19 protein-coding genes and 14 tRNA genes are annotated in these 17961 nt (G+C 36.2%); 4 read left to right on the forward strand and 29 right to left on the reverse strand.

Annotated elements, in window-relative coordinates; translation table 11 throughout:
• Nucleotides 1-14 precede the first annotated feature (14 nt).
• The gene (locus tag KBP46_RS10755; protein ID WP_131797541.1) at nt 15-302 is read right to left on the reverse strand and encodes a hypothetical protein; all 288 of its coding nucleotides are present in this window, start codon (nt 300-302) and stop codon (nt 15-17) included.
• An 803-nt stretch (nt 303-1105) separates the two neighbouring features.
• On the opposite strand from KBP46_RS10755, the gene KBP46_RS10760 reads away from it, so the two are divergent.
• From KBP46_RS10760 to KBP46_RS10775, 4 genes are read left to right on the forward strand one after another with little or no spacing between them, the layout of a single operon-like run.
• Entirely contained in the window at nt 1106-1531 is a 426-nt protein-coding gene (locus KBP46_RS10760) for a MarR family winged helix-turn-helix transcriptional regulator (RefSeq protein ID WP_216445355.1), read from the forward strand.
• A gap of 7 nt (nt 1532-1538) precedes the next feature.
• Nucleotides 1539-1877, forward strand: a complete 339-nt coding sequence (locus KBP46_RS10765) for a GIY-YIG nuclease family protein (RefSeq protein ID WP_062675538.1) — start codon at nt 1539-1541, stop codon at nt 1875-1877.
• Between the two features lie 4 nt (nt 1878-1881).
• Nucleotides 1882-2319 (forward strand): DUF1330 domain-containing protein, encoded by a 438-nt coding sequence (locus KBP46_RS10770; protein WP_120233408.1) that lies wholly within the window; start codon nt 1882-1884, stop codon nt 2317-2319.
• Nucleotides 2320-3204, forward strand: a complete 885-nt coding sequence (locus tag KBP46_RS10775; RefSeq protein WP_216445356.1) for an alpha/beta fold hydrolase — start codon at nt 2320-2322, stop codon at nt 3202-3204.
• 62 nt (nt 3205-3266) lie between these two features.
• Here KBP46_RS10775 and KBP46_RS10780 read toward each other — a convergent pair whose 3' ends face one another.
• From KBP46_RS10780 to KBP46_RS10910, 28 genes are all read right to left on the reverse strand, one after another.
• Nucleotides 3267-3818, reverse strand: coding sequence for a 3'-5' exonuclease (locus KBP46_RS10780; RefSeq protein WP_062675541.1), 552 nt, complete (start codon nt 3816-3818; stop codon nt 3267-3269).
• A gap of 117 nt (nt 3819-3935) precedes the next feature.
• Nucleotides 3936-4478 (reverse strand): 3'-5' exonuclease, encoded by a 543-nt coding sequence (locus KBP46_RS10785; protein WP_216445357.1) that lies wholly within the window; start codon nt 4476-4478, stop codon nt 3936-3938.
• An 81-nt stretch (nt 4479-4559) separates the two neighbouring features.
• A complete protein-coding gene (locus tag KBP46_RS10790; protein ID WP_062675543.1) occupies nt 4560-5123 on the reverse strand; it encodes a metallophosphoesterase family protein in 564 nt (187 codons plus the stop codon).
• A 194-nt stretch (nt 5124-5317) separates the two neighbouring features.
• On the reverse strand, nt 5318-6334 hold the full coding sequence (locus tag KBP46_RS10795) for an RNA ligase, Rnl2 family (RefSeq protein ID WP_216445358.1): 1017 nt from the start codon (nt 6332-6334) through the stop codon (nt 5318-5320).
• A gap of 5 nt (nt 6335-6339) precedes the next feature.
• Nucleotides 6340-6903, reverse strand: coding sequence for a DinB family protein (locus tag KBP46_RS10800; protein ID WP_216445359.1), 564 nt, complete (start codon nt 6901-6903; stop codon nt 6340-6342).
• The gene (locus tag KBP46_RS10805; protein ID WP_216445360.1) at nt 6903-7274 is read right to left on the reverse strand and encodes a cyclic-phosphate processing receiver domain-containing protein; all 372 of its coding nucleotides are present in this window, start codon (nt 7272-7274) and stop codon (nt 6903-6905) included. Before KBP46_RS10805 ends, KBP46_RS10800 begins: the two co-directional genes overlap by 1 nt.
• Nucleotides 7275-7332: 58 nt before the next feature.
• Nucleotides 7333-7818: a ribonuclease H-like YkuK family protein gene (locus KBP46_RS10810; RefSeq protein ID WP_062675669.1), complete on the reverse strand. Its 486-nt coding sequence runs from the start codon at nt 7816-7818 to the stop codon at nt 7333-7335.
• 108 nt (nt 7819-7926) lie between these two features.
• Nucleotides 7927-7997 (reverse strand) — tRNA-Trp (locus tag KBP46_RS10815).
• A gap of 7 nt (nt 7998-8004) precedes the next feature.
• Nucleotides 8005-8076: transfer RNA gene (locus KBP46_RS10820), tRNA-Gln, on the reverse strand.
• 85 nt (nt 8077-8161) lie between these two features.
• Nucleotides 8162-8234: transfer RNA gene (locus tag KBP46_RS10825), tRNA-Leu, on the reverse strand.
• Nucleotides 8235-8321: 87 nt separating this feature from the next.
• Nucleotides 8322-8395, reverse strand: a tRNA-Leu gene (locus KBP46_RS10830).
• Between the two features lie 365 nt (nt 8396-8760).
• Nucleotides 8761-8832 (reverse strand) — tRNA-Glu (locus tag KBP46_RS10835).
• Nucleotides 8833-8909: 77 nt separating this feature from the next.
• Nucleotides 8910-8996 (reverse strand) — tRNA-Tyr (locus KBP46_RS10840).
• 206 nt (nt 8997-9202) lie between these two features.
• A tRNA-Cys gene (locus tag KBP46_RS10845) sits at nt 9203-9284 on the reverse strand.
• Between the two features lie 217 nt (nt 9285-9501).
• Nucleotides 9502-9575 (reverse strand) — tRNA-Ile (locus KBP46_RS10850).
• 5 nt (nt 9576-9580) lie between these two features.
• Nucleotides 9581-9652: transfer RNA gene (locus KBP46_RS10855), tRNA-Glu, on the reverse strand.
• 6 nt (nt 9653-9658) lie between these two features.
• Nucleotides 9659-9730: transfer RNA gene (locus KBP46_RS10860), tRNA-Pro, on the reverse strand.
• A gap of 64 nt (nt 9731-9794) precedes the next feature.
• Nucleotides 9795-9871: transfer RNA gene (locus KBP46_RS10865), tRNA-Arg, on the reverse strand.
• A gap of 7 nt (nt 9872-9878) precedes the next feature.
• Nucleotides 9879-9952 (reverse strand) — tRNA-Lys (locus KBP46_RS10870).
• 68 nt (nt 9953-10020) lie between these two features.
• Nucleotides 10021-10094 (reverse strand) — tRNA-Arg (locus KBP46_RS10875).
• An 8-nt stretch (nt 10095-10102) separates the two neighbouring features.
• A tRNA-His gene (locus KBP46_RS10880) sits at nt 10103-10170 on the reverse strand.
• A gap of 575 nt (nt 10171-10745) precedes the next feature.
• Complete coding sequence (locus KBP46_RS10885) at nt 10746-10874, reverse strand: penicillin-binding protein (RefSeq protein WP_216445361.1); 129 nt, start codon at nt 10872-10874, stop codon at nt 10746-10748.
• A gap of 160 nt (nt 10875-11034) precedes the next feature.
• Nucleotides 11035-12027: a soluble NSF attachment family protein gene (locus KBP46_RS10890; RefSeq protein ID WP_238590657.1), complete on the reverse strand. Its 993-nt coding sequence runs from the start codon at nt 12025-12027 to the stop codon at nt 11035-11037.
• A 22-nt stretch (nt 12028-12049) separates the two neighbouring features.
• Nucleotides 12050-12463: a hypothetical protein gene (locus KBP46_RS23705; RefSeq protein WP_253297267.1), complete on the reverse strand. Its 414-nt coding sequence runs from the start codon at nt 12461-12463 to the stop codon at nt 12050-12052.
• A gap of 95 nt (nt 12464-12558) precedes the next feature.
• A complete protein-coding gene (locus KBP46_RS10895; protein WP_253297268.1) occupies nt 12559-13746 on the reverse strand; it encodes a hypothetical protein in 1188 nt (395 codons plus the stop codon).
• Nucleotides 13736-16114: a hypothetical protein gene (locus tag KBP46_RS10900; RefSeq protein WP_216445362.1), complete on the reverse strand. Its 2379-nt coding sequence runs from the start codon at nt 16112-16114 to the stop codon at nt 13736-13738. The genes KBP46_RS10895 and KBP46_RS10900 overlap by 11 nt, the downstream gene beginning before the upstream one ends.
• On the reverse strand, nt 16105-16845 hold the full coding sequence (locus KBP46_RS10905; protein WP_216445363.1) for a hypothetical protein: 741 nt from the start codon (nt 16843-16845) through the stop codon (nt 16105-16107). The genes KBP46_RS10900 and KBP46_RS10905 overlap by 10 nt, the downstream gene beginning before the upstream one ends.
• Nucleotides 16818-17951 carry an AAA family ATPase gene (locus tag KBP46_RS10910; RefSeq protein WP_062675551.1) on the reverse strand — a complete coding sequence of 378 codons (1134 nt, stop codon included), beginning with the start codon at nt 17949-17951 and terminating at the stop codon, nt 16818-16820. The genes KBP46_RS10905 and KBP46_RS10910 overlap by 28 nt, the downstream gene beginning before the upstream one ends.
• Nucleotides 17952-17961 lie beyond the last annotated feature (10 nt).

Consider the following 17961-nt stretch of genomic DNA (forward strand, 5'->3'; position numbering starts at 1 on the left):
AAATTTGTTTCAGGTTATTCATTTTTTCCATTCTTTAGGTTGTCTGACAAGATTTTTTTCATCCCAGACTGATTTTGTTTTAAAAGTTCATGATAAAGCCTAAGGAAATTTTCAGCATTCAAAACTGTCTTTTCAACTGTTGAAAGAATGGGCATCAGCAGTTTTCCGGAAGCAGCATTCCAACTGGTAATCACACGGATAAGTTTGGGAATTTTGTAGATAAATCCTTTTATCTGATTCCATTCAAAACTTAACTTTTTACCGATTATTATTCCCCACTTCATTTCTTTAAAATTATTCAAAAACATCCTGTTTATAGGGCTTCAAAAGCCGTACCACAGAGCGTTTCATAGTATTAAACAGTCCCAAAAGCATGAATAAACAAAGCCTCTTCAGGGAAGCGCATTCTGTTTCATCCAAACATTCGGAAACACAATATCTATTTACATAAAAACACTGATATACAACACTTAATAAGTTTTACTATTTTTTTCCTGTAAAAGCAGAGTCTGAAAAACAGGATACCACATATAAAATTCTCATCAGATTATTATCATAAACACCTTGATAAAATTGAATGAAGTATTTAAAAAAGAAGTATTATCAGGAATATAACGATCAAAGAATTCACTGACAATATCAACAGGTGTCTTGCCATATCCGGAATTCTGTTATTTATAATCGTTTCCTGTTTTACAATACGTCAACAGTTTAAATTTTTCACCTGAAAACCTTTATCAATAAGCATAAACTCATTCTTATCGGCTAAAATAAAAAAAAATGACTGACAGACAGTAAATTATCCCATAAAAGTGATTTTTTTAACAAATATTAAGTTAATTAAAACAATGGCTATCAAAGCCGTTGATAACATAAAAACAATTCCCTGTTTAAAGATATATTAATAAAAAAGTGGTTAAAAGCGTTATATAATGATATTTACACAACATTTGGTGTCTTAATTCCAGAATTTAAGATACCTTATAACCAATTATGTTAGCTTACTAATACGTTAATTTTTTTTAAAATAATAAAAACAGGATTGTAATTCGCTAAATTTTATATATTTGCAAAATAAAATACTTGACAACTCAAATACTTTTCAATGATAAGCACAGAATTATTATTCTTAATAAACATCAACAAGCTACAGTCTGTAATTGCCAGAAAATTTGATTCTCTGAGCGTTCATGGCCTGGGATTCAATGACTTTGTTATTCTTTATGTGCTCTATTCTTCCTCTGAGAGCAAAATGAGAAGAATAGATCTTGCCGAAAAAATAGGTCTTACCGCATCGGGAGTTACCCGATTATTGAATCCATTGGAGAAAATCGGACTTGTATCCAGAGAAAGCAACGAAAGAGATGCCCGTGTAAGTTATGTGGTCATCACTCCTAATGGTAAAAAGATATTTGAAGAAGCTAAGCTAAGCGCAGAAAATATTACCAAAGAAATTCTTTCTTCCAAAAAAGGTAAATCTCTACGCATGGTCAATGAGCTTTTATTTGATTTAGGAGGAAATATACAATAATGAAAAGATGAAAAATGCATTAAAAAAACAACTAAGAGAAAGGGCAAAAGACCATACAACAACAATGGGAGTACTTGCTGTTACCAACATTTCAAACGGGAAAAAATACGTTCAGGGTTCTTTAAACCTGGAAGCACTGGTGAACAAGATGAAATTTCTGCTAAACGGAGGCATGTTTACAAATCCTCAGTTACAGAAGGAATGGACAGAATCGGGAAGTGATTCTTTTACCTTTGAGTTTGCAGTTGTTGTTCCGGATCAGAACAATGAATTTATCAACTACCGCAAAGAGGTTCAAAAGGCTGAACAGTCTTATATTTCCGGACTCATTACAGAATTATATTAAAGTGATGTCAAAAAAATATCTATCTCCAACTTTTGAGGCAGGTAAACATCTGTTTACTAAAAATATAAAAGGAGCCATCATTAATCTTAACCTCATCAAATTAAAGAAGGAAGCAAATTATTCAGAATATCCGGATCTGAAACCCAATGAGCAAACAAGTGGTTGGGATGCCTATCTTACTTATATCAGGGAAACGGAACCTTATTTAAAGGAAAGCGGTGGAGAAATTTTATTTATTGGAAAGGGAGACCAGTTTCTGATAGGTCCTGAAAGTGAATATTGGGATCTGTGTCTCTTAATCAAACAAAAAAGTGTTAATGATTTTTTCGGTTTCGAAAAAAATGAAGCTTATATGAAAATTATGGGACATAGAATGGCTGCGGTAGAAGATTCCAGACTTTTACCATTGGAAGAAGTATTATTAAATACACAAAGGGATTAAATGAAAACAGTCAAAATGAATGAGGTGGAATTATGCTATGAGGTATTGGGTGAGAAAAATCCGGATACCATTGTATTGATTTCCGGATTGGGAAGTCAGATGATCCGTTGGGATCATACATTCTGTGATCTGTTGGTTGAAAAAGGATTCAGAGTTATTCGGTTTGATAACAGAGATTCGGGGAGTTCTGTTTTTAATTCGAAAAGGGAAATACCTTCTGACAAAAGCATTGAAGAGATTTTTGCGAAGCTCAGTAAAGAAGGGATTCCTTATTCTTTAATGGATATGGCGGATGATGTTATCGGTCTTCTTAATCATTTAAATATTGAAAAAGCTCATATTGCAGGACGTTCCATGGGAGGAATTATTGCACAGCTTTTAGGTTCCTATTATCCTGAAAGAGTTTTATCATTGACGATCATCATGTCTACTTCTATGAATCCTTCCCTTCCCAAGCCTGATCCGGAAGTGATGGCTATGTTGACACGGGTGTCTGCTGATCCTATTCTTCAGAAAGAAGAATATCTGAGAGAAAAGATCCATTTTGCAAAGAAAATATCGGGCTCTGGATATGTTTTTGATTCGAATCAGGAAAAAGCTTTGCTTGAAGAGGAACTTATACGCTCCAGAACCAAAAACGGAACCATCCGCCAGCTTTTAGCAATGGGTTCCTTTCAGTATAATCCTGAAGTGTTGAAGAAAATAACTGCTCCGGCTTTAATCATTCATGGAACAGACGATCTGATCTTTCATCCTGATTGCGGAAAAGATATTGCGGATTCTATTCCGGGTGCCGAATGGCTTCTTATTGAAGGGATGGGACATTCTATTCCTGCTGACCTTTACAGTTTTATTGGCAACAGGATATCTGATTCAACAAAATAAAAAAGACTGTCTCAACATTTTGAGACAGTCTTCATTTTTAAATATCTGTTTCTATTCAGTATTTAATAATTCTTAAGGCACCAATGCAGAATCTTTGCAATGTTTTTAGCGTCATCTACTCCTCTGTGGTGGGTACCTTCTAAAGTCATACCCAGTTCACCCAAAGCTCTGTTCATTCCGACACTTTTCCTGATTGTAGGATGAATTTCACCAAATAATGTCTTCACATTGATATGGTCATCACTCATTGGATAATCTGTGTAGAATCTTCTTGCCTGATTCTGAAGCATATTCAGATCGTAGTTTCCGTAGCTCGCCCAAGTCAGTTCCTCCGAATCATACTCTGCCCTTAGGATATCGAAAGCATCATCCAGCATAATGCCTTCATGATCCAGCATATTTTGGGTAATAGTAGTCAACTCCGTACAGAACGGACTTACTTTTGAATACTGGGGTTTTACTAAAATTCCTTCATTTTTAGAGATCTTACCTGTTTTTGCATTCATGATGCATACCCCGATTTCAATGATCTCACTTTCCTGACCTCTTGGCGGGCGGTTATCCCAACACGTTGCTTCAAGGTCTACTATTAATATATTTTCTGTTGTTTTCACTTGTCTAAAATTTAATTGTTAAAGATTGGAAGAGGATGCAGAAAGAAGAAATTTTTACTATTGTCTCATTTACTTCCAGCCTCCAGCATCTGTCCTCCAGTATTTGAAATTGACTATTTACAGAATCTTACTTAAAATTCTGGCTGTATTATAAGCATCGTCTGCTCCGCTGTGGTGGGTGCCTTCAAAATCCATATTCAAATAATGTAAAGCTCTTTTAAGCCCTATTTGTTTATGCAATTTGAAATGTCTTTTAAATTCATGCATCACATTCATATAATTTTCTGAAAAAGGATTGGTTATCCCGAGCCAGTCACATTGTTCTATGATCTGCTCTCCGTCGAAGTTTCCATATCCTGCCCAGGTAAGTGATGCGGAATGGTATTGATCTCTGATTAATTCACAGGCTTCTTCGAAATAGATTCCTTTTTCTTCTATCAGTTGCGGCGTAATTCCGGTCAATTGTGTACAGAATCTGTTGATTTCTGACCGTTCCGGAATGACATAGATGCTTTGTTTCTGGGAAATTGCTTTTGATGTTAAGTTTAATTTGCAAATTCCTATTTCTATAATATCGACCTGCTGCCCAATGGGAATTCTGTCGTTTTCCCAACATGTAGCTTCCAGATCGATGATTATCATCTCATTGGTTGTTTTCATGATTTTTTTAGAAATTAGAAGCTAGAAGTGAGTCAGGTTTATACTTCTCATATCCTCAAGCTTCATTTTCATCGTTAATTGTTAATTTCTGGGAGCAAATGGAGGCGTCCATTTTTTCCTCTTCATTATTTCCTTGACTTCCTCGTAGGAAACAGGATAAAAATTGTGGCAATCTACCCCAACGTCAAAACTGAGTGCCATCTCATCATCCGGTAGAGTTCCGTGTGAATGGCCGTATAATTGCCAGACCCCGCGGTGTGAACCATTCCAGGTACGCATGGCGTAATGGAAAAGAATGATTTTCTGTTTACCATTACTTTGATCTGCTTCATCAATTCTCAGTTCGTGGTAATCTCTGATGGAAGCAAATCGTTTGGGATAAGTGAGAGCCGCTCCTTCATGATTGCCCTTGATCAGATGAATATTGCCATGTAACCGGTCTAAAACCTCTTTTGTAAAATCCGGTTTGCCTAAACTCATGTCTCCTAAGTGGTAGACTGTATCACCGGGCTCAACTTTCTCGTTCCATCTTTTAATGAGTTCTTCATTCATATGGTCCAGTGATTCAAAAGGTCTTTCTGAAAACTTTATAATATTCTCGTGACCAAAATGATGGTCTGCTGTAAAAAATATATTGGGTTTCATTTTTTTAATTGTTTTTTTCTTTTTAAAACCACCCCGTCAAAAATTCTTTGAATTTTCGCCACCCCTCCAAAGGATGGGAATTGTCACACTTTCATGAGTCCTATTTCTCTTTAATACAATGAAGTGTTTTCGTTCTTCTGACTTTGATGGTTACTTGTTATACATAAAAAAGTTTCGGTAAAAAATTACCGAAACTATACTTTAAGAGTCATCAACTCTTCTTTTATAAAATCAATGACTAAAGAATTCAACTTTTTGTTGATCCTTTTCTGCTCTTCTTTTTCAATAGTGGCAAAAGCTGCCGGGAAGTCTTTCTGGAAATCCTCTAAAATATCCTGTGAAAAAAGACCAATTACCTTACCTATCATTTTAGGTTCGAATTCGCCAATTTTGCTTATCACATTATTCAATCTGTTGGCTGTAGCATATTTTTGGATTTCCTCCCAGATCTCCTGAGCTTTTTCGCTGAAGTGAATCTGTTTCTGAACAGTTTTACCCTCTTTTTTAACCATTTTTGATTTTTCTACCCATTTTTCATTCTTATTTTTAAGAATAATTCTGGCTCCGTTTCCAAAGTATCTGGTTTTCAAAGTTTTTACAATGGTTCCTTCACACCTATTGTCTTCCAATTCGGGTAATCCCAGCCAAGCAGGAATTTTTGAATTGAAAACATTAGGGAATTTCAAAGCTTCTTCAAGACTTCCCTGAAACAAAATTTTAGCATAGAAAAATCCTGTCTCTTCAAAAATCTGATTGAACACTTCTGTATCCAAATAGGTAATTCCATTCAGTTTAATATCGAAAGCGTAAAATTCGTTGTAAGGTGCATATTCAATACCTTTCTGTACTTTTACAGCATCTTTTACGGGTTCTACTTCTTTATGTTGGTAACCACCACCGAACAATTCACCGTAGATCACTACAGTTTCTACATTCGGGTAAATGGCTTTCACTTTTTGAAACACTTCTATTACATTTTTTCTGTAGCGTTCCAACATCTGATGGGCATTGAAAAATTTCTCATCTTTTTCGATGAAAGCAGTTCTCTTTGCGATTTTAATTTCCTTTCCGTCGGTAAAGAAAGAGAAATTAGCTCCGTGAACTTTTTCCTGTACGATGAAAACCTCATCCCCAAAACCCTGCATTCTGATCTGATCGATCACACGGGCCTGGTAAGCATTTTCTATAGCGTTATATGTTTTAAAAATCATTTTGTTTAGTTTTTAATCATTTCTGATTCGTTTTGCTGCATCTGGGTAATATGTCTTCGAGCATGGAGTGACAGAAAATAAATATATTCATATACATTAATTTTCCCCAGGTCATTCACTGTCATTGTCGTTTTATACAAGAGTCCTTCGCCATTTTTCATTACTTCAAGATAGTGTACGCATTGAAGATATTGTTGGTTTATTAAGCTTCTTATTTCATCTAAGCTTAATTCTCCTTTCGGCTCCATATGTTCTGGTCTTATCCATTCAAAGGCACCGTGCTCCCCTACTTTGTCAAAATTTTCTTTATTGAAACTGTAGTTTTTTATTTCAGATTCCAGATCAAGATCTAAAGAATTCTTCATTGCTTTTTTGGACCCTTTTTCGATAAGGATGAGCAGATAAAAATTCGTAAGATAAATGTGTTCTAAAATCTGCTGAATCGTCCAGCCTCCGTTTGAAGGCTGATGATTCAACGTTTTTTTATCTTTTTGAAACCATCCGTCTACATTATCAAATGTGAACTTCAGATGTGCTTTTATATCTTCAATAAATCTAAAAATTTCCATTACAATTCTTTAAAGTTTTGCAGCAGGTTTAGGATATTTTCCTTTCCTACCGGATTCATGGAGTGGCAATAGAATTCCGGAAGGTCCAGATAATTGTCCATGCAATATTCTATAAGCCATTTGGCGCAGTCGTATCCTGTTTTCTCAACAAATTCCTGAGAATTCTGTTTCAAATAGTGTTCGTCTGCAAGGTCATGGTCAAAAGATATCATTTCCGGAAGTCCTTTTTCCAAAATCCTGTTGACAAACTGTTCGTAATTTCGAACGATATGCCAGTCGCTTCTGAGGAAAACATCCTGTTTTGCATAATGATAAGCCTCAATCGGGTATCTTATATCATCCAGAAATAGTAATCTTTTTGTTTTTTCCATTGTTAATTTTTATAAATTCTTTAAACTTCCAACTCCCAACATCCCTCTTCCATCTTTCTTACACCATCATATCAGCACAATTGGAACTTGCGAAAGCGTAAGGCTTTGCTTTAAACACATATCCCATTCCCAGAATATAACCCATGGCATCTTTTAATGCTACATTGGATTTAAAATCCGGGTCGGTATTAATGTCTGCGTGTACCTCCATTTCCACACCATAAGCATCCAGCACAGAACAGATCGCGTATGCAATTTCAACGGATTTGTTGACTTCATTCAGCATTCGCTCCTTGATACTGATACTCTGTATTTCTCTTTCTTTTCTAATAAAGGTAAACGCTCCTTTTCCCTCACGAATAAACACTACTGCCGTAGCATAGTTGATGGCATCTCCGTATACATGAGAGTCTGATCCCACACATACTTTCAGACGGTGTCCGTTGGCCTGTTCGCGAATGATGGCTTCTTCTACCAACTGTGTGATAGAGTGCTGGAAAATTTTTCCACTCATATTCTGCCATGTTTGTTGTTGCGTTTCCATTTTTTCTACATGTTTTAAATTTTGTTTTAAATTAATTTCTGAATTGTGAATCGTCAATATTTTTAAATTCATTTGCAAAGCAAAATTCACTATTGACTATTCACTTTGCACTCCGAACCGGACTCGAACCGATACCATCAGTTTTGGAGACTGAGATGCTGCCATTACACTATCAGAGTAAAATTGTTGATTCATTAGGACTCGAACCTAAACTCCAAGAATCAAAATCTTGTGTGCTGCCAATTACACTATGAATCAATTTTATAATTGATAAATGTTGATTGATAATTGATGAAGTGCTCAGCAATCATTGATCATTAATCTCTTATCATTTATGTTTTTGTACGGGAAGAGGGATTCGAACCCTCAAAAGCTTGATCCTAAATCAAGAGTGTCTGCCATTCCACCATTCCCGCAGGTTTTTTATAAGTAATGAGTAATTGGTAATGAGTAATATTTTTATTTTCATTATTACTCACTGTTCTTCAATCACTTATATCCTGTACCTCTCCCCAGATTCGAACTGGGACTTTACGGGGTTTAAAGCCGTTTTCTCTGCCAATTGGAATAGAGAGGCGTATCTTATTAGTAATGAGTAATCGGTAATTCTTAATGAAAATCCATGGGTATTTACTTATTGCTCATTACTTATTACTCATAGTATATCTAGGTTTGAGAAAGCTCTGTCTGATAATAAACTATGCCTGTTAGTGTTTGTAAAGATCTTCTGCGCTTGACAAACCTTTCTCATTTCCTAATGTATTTTGTTTAAAAAAGTAAAAGGCTGTCTGTTTTTATTGACTAAAGATCTTCTGCTCTCGACAGTCCTTTTTCTCTTTTCTTCATTTTTTTGCGTGAATGGTAACTGGCCAATTTTTTCAATAAAATCTGAACTTTCATGGTATTAAATCAATTCAATATTGACCAGCTATTCACATCCAGTACTCTATAAGGGAATCGAACCCTTGTTTTCTGCTCGAAAGGCAGGCGTCCTCACCGTTAGACGAATAGAGCGTTAATCCACAAACCAGGAATCGAACCTGGACAACAAGAGTACATTTCCTGCATGCTGCCATTACATTATTTGTGGTTGGTGGAAGTAGTAGGATTCGAACCTACTCAGCAATGAAGCAACAGATTTACAGTCTGCCCCGACTCTCCAACTTCGGCGTACTTCCGGATTTTTTTGAGCAATTAATCATATTCATAAGTAATTCCTCATTTTACTATTAAAAAGATAAGGTCTGTCTTTATATTGAATGTTTGGTTAAAGATCTTCTGCGCTCGACAGCCTTTTTCTTTTATTAATAAAGGATATTCTTTGCTATAGATGATAAAAGATCAATGATAAAAGATTCTTATATTTCCTATAGTTTTTACTTTGAGATGGCTATGGGATTCAAACCCACTCAGTTTACACAACGGTTTTGCAGACCGCCCCGACTCTTCCACTTCGGCGAACCATCAGATTAAAAATAAAGTCTGTCTAAAATTGTTTGATATAAGAACTTCTGCGCCTGACAAACTTTATTTTACCTAAAAATTTATAAATGATATTCTTTAACTTTTAATTAATCTTGAGAGAAGAAAAGCCTGTCTCTATTTTTCGTGTTTGGCGTAAAGATCTTCTGCTCTCGACAAACTTTTACTTTTTCTCCTGAAACAATTAACAATTAGTTACTGTAATTCCGGAAGGACTCGAACCTTCAACCTTCGGTGTATCAGACCGACACTCTAACCACTTGAGCTACGAAATCATTTGTATTCCATAAGGGGATCGAACCCTTGTCGTCCGGTAGAAAGCCGGATGCACTTGCCACTATGCTAATGGAACCAATTGTCTGGAAAGCAAGATTCGAACTTGCGACCTCCCGCGTCCAAGACGGGTAAACAACCACCGTTATCTTTCCAGCTTTGGGGTTCACTTCTGTTTCTTTTCCGGGAGACAGCCGGATGGGAAATCTTCCATGAACCTTTGGTGATTCCGAGAGGACTCGAACCTCTAACCCTGGGTTTAGAAAACCCATGCTCTGTCCAGTTGAGCTACGGAACCGTTTTTGTAATCCCAGAAAGATTTGAACTTTCAACCCCCGGTTTAAAAGACCGGTGCTCTAACCATTTGAGCTATGGGATTATTTTAAAGTCGTGAATAGTCAATAATCAATTCGCTTCGCTTGTCAATTTTAAAATTCACATTCTTTGTAATCTCAGAAGGACTCGAACCTTCAACCTTCGGTGCCGTAAACCGACGCTCTATCCAATTGAGCCATGAGATTTTCTCCTTTGGGTATCTCCGGGGATCGAACCCTGTTCTCCGGTTCCACAGACCGGCGCTTTACCAAATAAGCTAAAGAAACCATAAAAAAAGCGCCTCTTTTCGGGAGGCGCTTCATATATTTAAACGTAAGAGATCATTAGCTGACCCACGTATATAAGCACCTTTTATCCACAATTTCACTTTCAAGAATACATGCAACACCTGTCGGCTTCTGTCCGAATAGTCTTGAATATTGATTGAATATGTTGTGTAACTGTTTCATTTTATTTTTGTTTGTTTCTAAATTATTTTTAACTGAATCCTGAAAACCTGTTGCTTTCAATTTTCGGTTGCAAAGTAAATATGAATTTTTGGAATCCGCAAATAAATTTTCAACTTAAAATATTGATAATCAATTTGTTATATGTTATTTTTAGCATAGAGAATTTCTGTCCGCAATATTTTGCAGATATCTTAATTACCTAAATGACTGTCTCTCACCGGGTTGCTTATCACTCTATTTTATCGTATTAAAGTTTCATTGTTTATTAAAAATTTTTCATGTTTATGGTTATTTTTTTTCATTCTAAATAATTTCTGACCTAAAAAACAAAAAACGCCTCGGAAAACCGAGGCGTTTCTGTTGTATTTTGATTAATTTTTTACAAGTTTACAGTAAATAATTTCCAAAGTCAGCACATTTCGCCTCATCCCATATCACCTCATCATACCCGAATAATCCTTTATTAGAAGGACTTTCGCATAGTTCTGCATTGATATGTGCTCTTTGTATTGTCATAATTTTCTGTTGCAAAGATAAATCTTTTTTGATATTATTTTATAATATTCACAATTTTGGGAAAGTTTTAGATAAGCAAAGGGACGTAAAGGAATCAATTAAATTTTGATTTGATAAAGCTGAATTTTCTTTAATTTTTAAATTCTTGAATCTTTAAAATTTAATTCCTGAACATTTTATTTCTTGCTGTTTTGAACCTTGAAATATCTTTCAGAATCACTTCATCATTGGGATTAAAAAATTTCAGTTCATTGACAATTTCAGAACGGGTATTTACTTTTTCAGCAATGATTTCGTAAGCTATATTTCTTGTTACGGCATGCAGTTCCTGAGATTTTTTAAATTCATATTTCATAGCATCAAGATAAGTAATCTTTTTATTGTCTGGAGTTTTTTCGTATAAATTCATAATTTCTGATTCCAGCTTTTTAATATCAAAGATATTGGCGAAGTAGTTATTCAAACAATTGAAAGCATCTTTATCTTCTTCCCATCCTTTCAACAGCACTTTCTGGGCTTCTTCTGTTTTTTCCATTTTTTTACGGTAGACTAAAGAGGCTTTCACCATCTGATTATTTCCTGTATAATCATCTGCTACCAGCTGGTAATAGTGATGGGCATTCTTAAGATCATTGATTTCTTTATAAAGATCTCCCACTTTTTCTTTCTGCTCCATTTCTTTATAAAGCTCAATAGCTTTTTTATGCTGTTTTGCATTTTCATAGCAAACCGCAGCATCGGATTTATTATTCAGTTTTTTAAGATATACTACCGCTGCTTCATTATAAAGCCCTCCATTTTCAAGTGTTTTTGCACCTCTGTAATTATCCTGCAGCAGGTTCATATAGACTCTTGCTGCTTTTTTATAATCTTTTTCGGCTATGTATTTTTCGGCAAGTTCTTCATATTTGCTCCTGATCTTGTCAAAGAGTGAATTTTCCAGATAGAAATTACTGCTTCCGCTGCCTTTTCTTCCAACTGAGTTTCTGTTATTTTGCTCCTTATCTTTTAAAAAAGTGATCACAATAAGGATAATAAAGGCTACAATTAAGAAAATACCCAATGTTCCCACTACGCTCCAGAAACTTTCATGGAACAGCTGGGCTACAATTCCGACAACCTTAAACATGGCCAACAGTACGAATGCTGCCATAAATTTGTCTATAAATTTCTGTCTATTCATCATCATCGGAATTTAAAATGGTTTTATCTTCTCTGAAAAGACGGTAAAGAAGTAACAGCACACCAATTACCAGAATCCACACAAACCAGTTGTACCCAAACATTTTAACCAGCGGATAAAATAAATATACAAGCATAGCTACAAGAATGGCAATTAAAACAAACTTTACCCAGCCTGGTACATTGTCTCCGCCAAGATTTAACGATTTATTTTTAAACAGGAATGAGTATAATCCCACTCCAGCAATCATCAGGATTACCATATACAGAATATCTGAAACGGGAGTTTCTTTTTTTAAAGGAGTTCCTTCTGAACCCACTCCTTTTACTTTAGACTTGTCAATTGACACAGAAGAAGGATCTACGATATCCAGTGTACCGTAAAGTTTCCCTAGTGAATCAGCCATCAATGCCTTCCTTTTTTTGAGAAGGTATTTTACAACATCATCATTCACCGGTTTTCCTTTAGTATATTGCTTTAGAGAATCTGAAATGTTACGTTTCAGATTTTCAGTTTTTGTTCAAGATGTTTTGTGATTTTTTTGGTGTAAATGGTTTTAAGAGAATCTCTGCTTTGTTTTTCTTTATTAACAAGCTTTTCGATATCTCTTCCTATTTCGCTTACATCTCTTCCGCCACCTTTTTTATAGTTTTCTTTGTCTTCTTTTGTTTTGGATTCAATGATTCCTGCATGAATAAGCTCTTTGGATAATCCCTTTCTCTGCTGGTGATACATTGAATCTATTTTAAGATCAATTTCCGACGTCCCGGACTGGAAAGCAATTATATCAGAAGGTGCTTTTGCTGCATTATTTGCTATCTTTCCTGAAGAAGGAGTATTTTCATCCTGTTCCGAACTATTTTTATCTGAAGGTAATGCAATCTTTAAAACGATAGCGGCAATAATGACTGCCCAGAATACTCTGCGAAAATTTCTGGTTCCTGCACTTTCCTTTTTGCCTCCTGCACCGCCACCAAATAATCCTTCCAGCCAGGTAAACTTACCAAATCCATCACCTCTGGAAGTTCCCATTACGTCCAGGGAAACACCTAAATCTACTGCTCTTTCAGGGTATTTTTCAATATATTTTAAGTATTTTTCTATTTCTTTTTTATTTCCGGCCATTACTTTTTTAAGATCAAACGGCAGGTTGTTCATCCATTCTTCTTCGGTTTGTTTTGGTTGTAATGCTTCCATTACTTTTTCATCATCCATTTCCACCGTGTAGCTTTCTATTTTCTGAGGGATTGAAACTCCGTTCAGAGGCTTTCTGATGGTTTCATTTATGGTTTCAGGCTGTTGAATTAATGAGATCCAGTCGATTTCTTCAGAGAGTTTTACCAACCCGAATTCGGGATGCATAATCAGAAAACGTGAATCAAGCTGTGCCCAGTCTTCAGGATTTATTTTGGGATAAAAGGTTGTATTTTCAGGGATAAAAAGCCTGTCATCCACACTTTGAAAATAAGCATTCCTGCCTATTTCATGCGGAGCATAATCATTAAAAATGAGAAAACAACCGTACAGCACATTGGGACTGTCTGCCGGAATGGCAAAAGATTTTACCTGACTTAAATTAATACCAAGGATTTCCATTTCCTGAAGCCATACCACAGGTGAAGAACCTTTGATTAAAAGTCCTTTTTTGGGATAATTATTTTTCGGGAAAGGTTTTATTCTAAGCTCCATAATCCAAAATCTGTTCTATAAACGGTTTTAAAAACCTGTCACACATATCATCCATTGTTTTTACTTTCAACAGGGCATGTTCCGGAAGATAATATTCTGATCCTCCGAATTCCGTATAGGTAGCTAACGAGAGAAAACCACCTAATGTAGATGGAATAAAGAATTCTTCGATACTCTTATTACTGCTTCGGAACGTCAGCATTCCCCGAGAGTCGGTGATGATTTCACTTCCGTCAGGAAATGTAAATTTATTTTTATTCTGCTCTGCGAAAATTTTGATATCAAATTTATTTTTGGAAAAATCAAGTGTATTTTCCGTAGCACTGTATAGTTCATTTCCAGAAACAACGAGGTTATTATACTTGTTGATTCCTATTTTATTGAAATTATTGATGACCTTCAGTCCACTTCCTTTCAACCTGGCAACTTCTGCTTCTGCTTTTATATTATTTTTTTCAAATTCTTTATCCTTTCCGGTAATAGGCTCTACAGAAATGTTCCCATCAATATTGATTTTGTAATGGGTAGGGTTGTCCGGATGATGAAGATAAAAATTCCGTCCAAAATAAATCAACCGGTAAGACTCCAGAATGTTCATCCCTGTAAGATTCTGGTCAGAATATTCTCCGGTATTAAGATTAAGTTTTAAAATAAGTTTCTGTTCAGGATGGTACTGACACAGAATAAAGTGTTGCTGTCTGTTTTTTGCCAAGGCAAACTGTCCTTTGGGTTTTATGGAAATTTTATCAAACAAAACTTCACAGCCATGAAATGTTTTATAATAATCGTAAGAATGTCTGTCGTAATAATTATCAGAAAGGTAAGTTTTCAGTAATTGCTTTTTTGAACTCAAAATGAAAAATTCTCCTTCATATAAGAACTTAGCAATCTTATTAACCGGCGTTGGAAATAAAATCGGATAGTTTTGAGGAAGATCTGTTTTCTTTCCATTGAAGTTCTGAACAGATTGTTTTTGTTGCGGCGGATTGGCCCACAGCTCCTGCAATGGAAGTTTTATTTTCTGGATATGCTTTCTTGCTCCTTTATGATGCTTGTAAAAATTGATTTCACCATCTGAAGCCGTTGTTACCAAAAACTTCAATTTATCCCTATTCTGATGTACAACCCGCTGAATTTCCTCACCAGCCATATTATCCTGATGGGTAATGAAGAACACTTCAATATCTTTTTGTGAATGATGTTCGTTAAAAAACTTCTCCAGTGCTTCCGAAACTTCCAGAACCGGACTTACCTGGTTAAGATTTTCCACCACTTCTTCCACTTTGTTCAGTGAAATCGGAATTGCTGCCTGCCCTAAAGCAAGAACTTTACATTCAGAATGAGCTTTGGGATGTTTAATAATGGCTATTGCAGAGGCATAAGCCAATACTTTTGGTGTTCCCCAGTTTCTAAGGGAAGTATCAATCAGGATAATTCTTTCAAAAATATTTTCTTCAGGCGGAATCTCTCTTTGAATATAAAGTGCTTCGTTATTGGCAACACGATTTATAAAGACATCATCTTCATTGGCAAATTCGGAAAGAAGCATTCTGTGAAAATCTCCTTTATTGGTCATATCGGAAATTCCTCCAATGGGTTGCTCTCCGGGAGAAAGATGACGCATTGGAATTTTAAGGCCGCTCCAGATTCTTTTGATCAGGCTTCCTATCTGAAAAGTCTTGGGTTCATCAATTAATTCTTTGATAAAATCTTTATGGCTATCTGCAGTTGTCTCTTCTTCTACCACCTCATCCTCCAATTCCGGCTCATGAACCAATCCTTTCATGGCATCAATAATGGATTGCACCGTAGGAAATTTTTCATTGAGATTCAAAGCGCTCAGATCTTTGTTTAAAGCTATTGAACCTTCGTCTTGTTTTTCTGCACTGATCGCTAGTTCCTGCGGTCGTTTATAATAGATCTTTAAATAAATATCCGCATGAAGAGAGGCCACCCTGTTATGACTATTGTTGAACAAAGTCTGGAGCAATACAATTCTGTTCTGTTTCTCCTTATAAACTTTGGGTAGTGATTTTATTTTTTCAAGGAACTCAATTTGCTTTTCCGCGTTGAACTCAAAATCTTCACCGCTATAAAACTCAGCTGTACGTCTTAGCGGGCCTGCAAAGTCCGTATATCCATCCTGCATCGCATACAAAACCATAAGCAATGCCCCGAACGGAGGCCATCCCTGCGGCTGAAGCTCTTTCAGTATCTCCATTAGATAAGGCCTGTAAGCTATGGCTCCTACTCCGGGAATGGAGAGGAGATTGTTTTCATGATAACCGGAATCACCGGGAACATCTTCATCAGTTTTCCATTCCCAAAAATAATTTTCATAGGACTGGAAATAAGCCTTTAATTCCATTCTCTTGATTTTTCTGTCAGGCGGAATGAGCTTACGGATAATGGACGGAAGTCTGTTTCTTTTATTGAAAGATAATTCCCATTTCCATCCCACAGCAGCCATCCTTCCTCTTGATTATATTTTTGCTGCAACAGTGTGCTTAGGTTTTTAAATTCAAAATCCAGACCTGCAGGCAATAAATGTCTGTCCTTTGTCCAGTAGGTCTTTCCGGGAAAGCTCAATAATGGAGTTCCCATAAACAGGGCTTTATCGCCCAGAACTGTCCATTTTATTTTTTCAAGCTTAAACTTCGGTAGTGCAGCGATACTTTCTTTAATATCGGCAATGTTGCTCAGCAAAGCGATAACCGAATGTTCTTCATTGCTTTCTTTTAGTTGTATCCGAACCTGTTCATGAATCCCAAAATAGTTTTGGTTTGAAGGGGGAAGACTAAGCTGCAATGCTTTGTCTATCGGAATCCAGAGCAAAGCTGTCCGCATTTTTTTACTCGGAACCAAAGCCTCTTTTCTGAATAAAAGTCCATCACGAAGTTCATACAGAATAAAGTCCGGCAATTGTTGCATTTCCGGAGCTGCCGCCTGTTCCTCGATAAAGCCTTTCAGCCAGATCGTTTCATCCTCTACAGCAATCTGAATATTCTTCAAGTCTCTGATGGAACCCAGAAAATCTTCATCAGCACGGGGAATTTCCGCCCAGAATTCTTTTAAACGCTTTGAAGAATCTTCTGCCATAAGCTTTCAATTTCTTGCTGGATATATTGTTTTTGCTCCGGATTTCTGATCCAGTCGCAACGGGTCTGCAGGTATCTCAATTTATCTTTTATTACATTCTGCTCTTCAAAACTTAATGTTCCTTCATTCCATTTTTCTACAAGAATTTTTACGTCTTTCATAACTTCTTCAGGATTGGGAGTTTTGTTCTGCATGGCCTGTGGATGGGAATCCGGATGATCATCCTTCTCAATCGTCCTGTTGATAATTCCTTCCAGAATTTCAATCTGTTCTTCGGTATCCCAGATATGCTTTAACACCCACAAATCAGAAAGTACGGCTTCTTTTCTTCCGCAGATCAGGGCGCTTGCTGCAATCAGATTCTGAAGTTTCACCGCTCTACGGTCTGAAATAGCAATCCCTGTATTTCTGAGGCTCATAATTGTGTTCAGGTAGACTTCATAAATGGGTTTAAGATCTATGGTTCTACACAAACTCTGAAGCTGTCTGATTTCGTCAGCATGGATTTCCGGAACTTCTGTTTTTTCTTCGTTTTCCAGTTTTCTTCCGGCCAAAAGTACCTGTTGTAAGAGTTCGGGATTGACATAGTCTACATTAATTCTTACCAAAAAACGGTCAAATAATGCATTCAGTGCTTCATCTTCCGGAAGAACGTTACTTGCTCCTACAAACATCAGTGCAGGCAGATGTTTGGTTTCTTTTCCTCTTTTAAATATTTTTTCGTTGAGTGCTGTCAGAAGGGAATTCAAAATAGCCGAGTTCGCATTGAAGATCTCATCAAGAAAAACCAAGGAAGCTTCGGGCATCATTCCTTCCGTATTGGTTAAAAGTTCACCTTCTTTCAGTTTTCTGATATCAAAAGGTCCGAAAATCTCGTTCGGTTCTGTAAAACGGGTTAACAAATATTCGAAATTCTTTCCGTCCTTCACTGTTTTGGCCAGTGTTCTGACAATCGCAGATTTTGCCGTACCCGGAGGTCCGTATAAAAATGCATTTTCTCTTGCCAACAGGCATATTCCTAAAAGGTCTACGACATCATTTTTACCTACAAAAGTATCTTTTACGTAGTTAAGGACTGTATTTAGCTGATTTATATTCTGGTTCATTGATTTTAAA

This window comes from Chryseobacterium sp. PCH239 (assembly GCF_018924625.1).
In the GTDB taxonomy this organism is placed as follows: domain Bacteria; phylum Bacteroidota; class Bacteroidia; order Flavobacteriales; family Weeksellaceae; genus Chryseobacterium; species Chryseobacterium cucumeris.

What these genes read in the sequence shown, in the direction of transcription:
- KBP46_RS10895 (WP_253297268.1), bottom strand. Translation starts at nt 13,746, where the DNA reads ATGGAGCTTAGAATAAAACCTTTCCCGAAAAATAATTATCCCAAAAAA.
- KBP46_RS10785 (WP_216445357.1), bottom strand. Translation starts at nt 4,478, where the DNA reads ATGAAAACAACCAATGAGATGATAATCATCGATCTGGAAGCTACATGT.
- KBP46_RS10795 (WP_216445358.1), bottom strand. Translation starts at nt 6,334, where the DNA reads ATGATTTTTAAAACATATAACGCTATAGAAAATGCTTACCAGGCCCGT.
- KBP46_RS10800 (WP_216445359.1), bottom strand. Translation starts at nt 6,903, where the DNA reads ATGGAAATTTTTAGATTTATTGAAGATATAAAAGCACATCTGAAGTTC.
- KBP46_RS10790 (WP_062675543.1), bottom strand. Translation starts at nt 5,123, where the DNA reads ATGAAACCCAATATATTTTTTACAGCAGACCATCATTTTGGTCACGAG.
- KBP46_RS10885 (WP_216445361.1), bottom strand. Translation starts at nt 10,874, where the DNA reads ATGACAATACAAAGAGCACATATCAATGCAGAACTATGCGAAAGTCCT.
- KBP46_RS10890 (WP_238590657.1), bottom strand. Translation starts at nt 12,027, where the DNA reads ATGGCAGCATTCGTACTGTTGGCCATGTTTAAGGTTGTCGGAATTGTA.
- KBP46_RS10805 (WP_216445360.1), bottom strand. Translation starts at nt 7,274, where the DNA reads ATGGAAAAAACAAAAAGATTACTATTTCTGGATGATATAAGATACCCG.
- KBP46_RS10910 (WP_062675551.1), bottom strand. Translation starts at nt 17,951, where the DNA reads ATGAACCAGAATATAAATCAGCTAAATACAGTCCTTAACTACGTAAAA.
- KBP46_RS10810 (WP_062675669.1), bottom strand. Translation starts at nt 7,818, where the DNA reads ATGGAAACGCAACAACAAACATGGCAGAATATGAGTGGAAAAATTTTC.
- KBP46_RS10775 (WP_216445356.1), top strand. Translation starts at nt 2,320, where the DNA reads ATGAAAACAGTCAAAATGAATGAGGTGGAATTATGCTATGAGGTATTG.
- KBP46_RS10900 (WP_216445362.1), bottom strand. Translation starts at nt 16,114, where the DNA reads ATGGAATTAAAGGCTTATTTCCAGTCCTATGAAAATTATTTTTGGGAA.
- KBP46_RS10905 (WP_216445363.1), bottom strand. Translation starts at nt 16,845, where the DNA reads ATGGCAGAAGATTCTTCAAAGCGTTTAAAAGAATTCTGGGCGGAAATT.
- KBP46_RS10770 (WP_120233408.1), top strand. Translation starts at nt 1,882, where the DNA reads ATGTCAAAAAAATATCTATCTCCAACTTTTGAGGCAGGTAAACATCTG.
- KBP46_RS23705 (WP_253297267.1), bottom strand. Translation starts at nt 12,463, where the DNA reads ATGGCTGATTCACTAGGGAAACTTTACGGTACACTGGATATCGTAGAT.
- KBP46_RS10765 (WP_062675538.1), top strand. Translation starts at nt 1,539, where the DNA reads ATGAAAAATGCATTAAAAAAACAACTAAGAGAAAGGGCAAAAGACCAT.
- KBP46_RS10760 (WP_216445355.1), top strand. Translation starts at nt 1,106, where the DNA reads ATGATAAGCACAGAATTATTATTCTTAATAAACATCAACAAGCTACAG.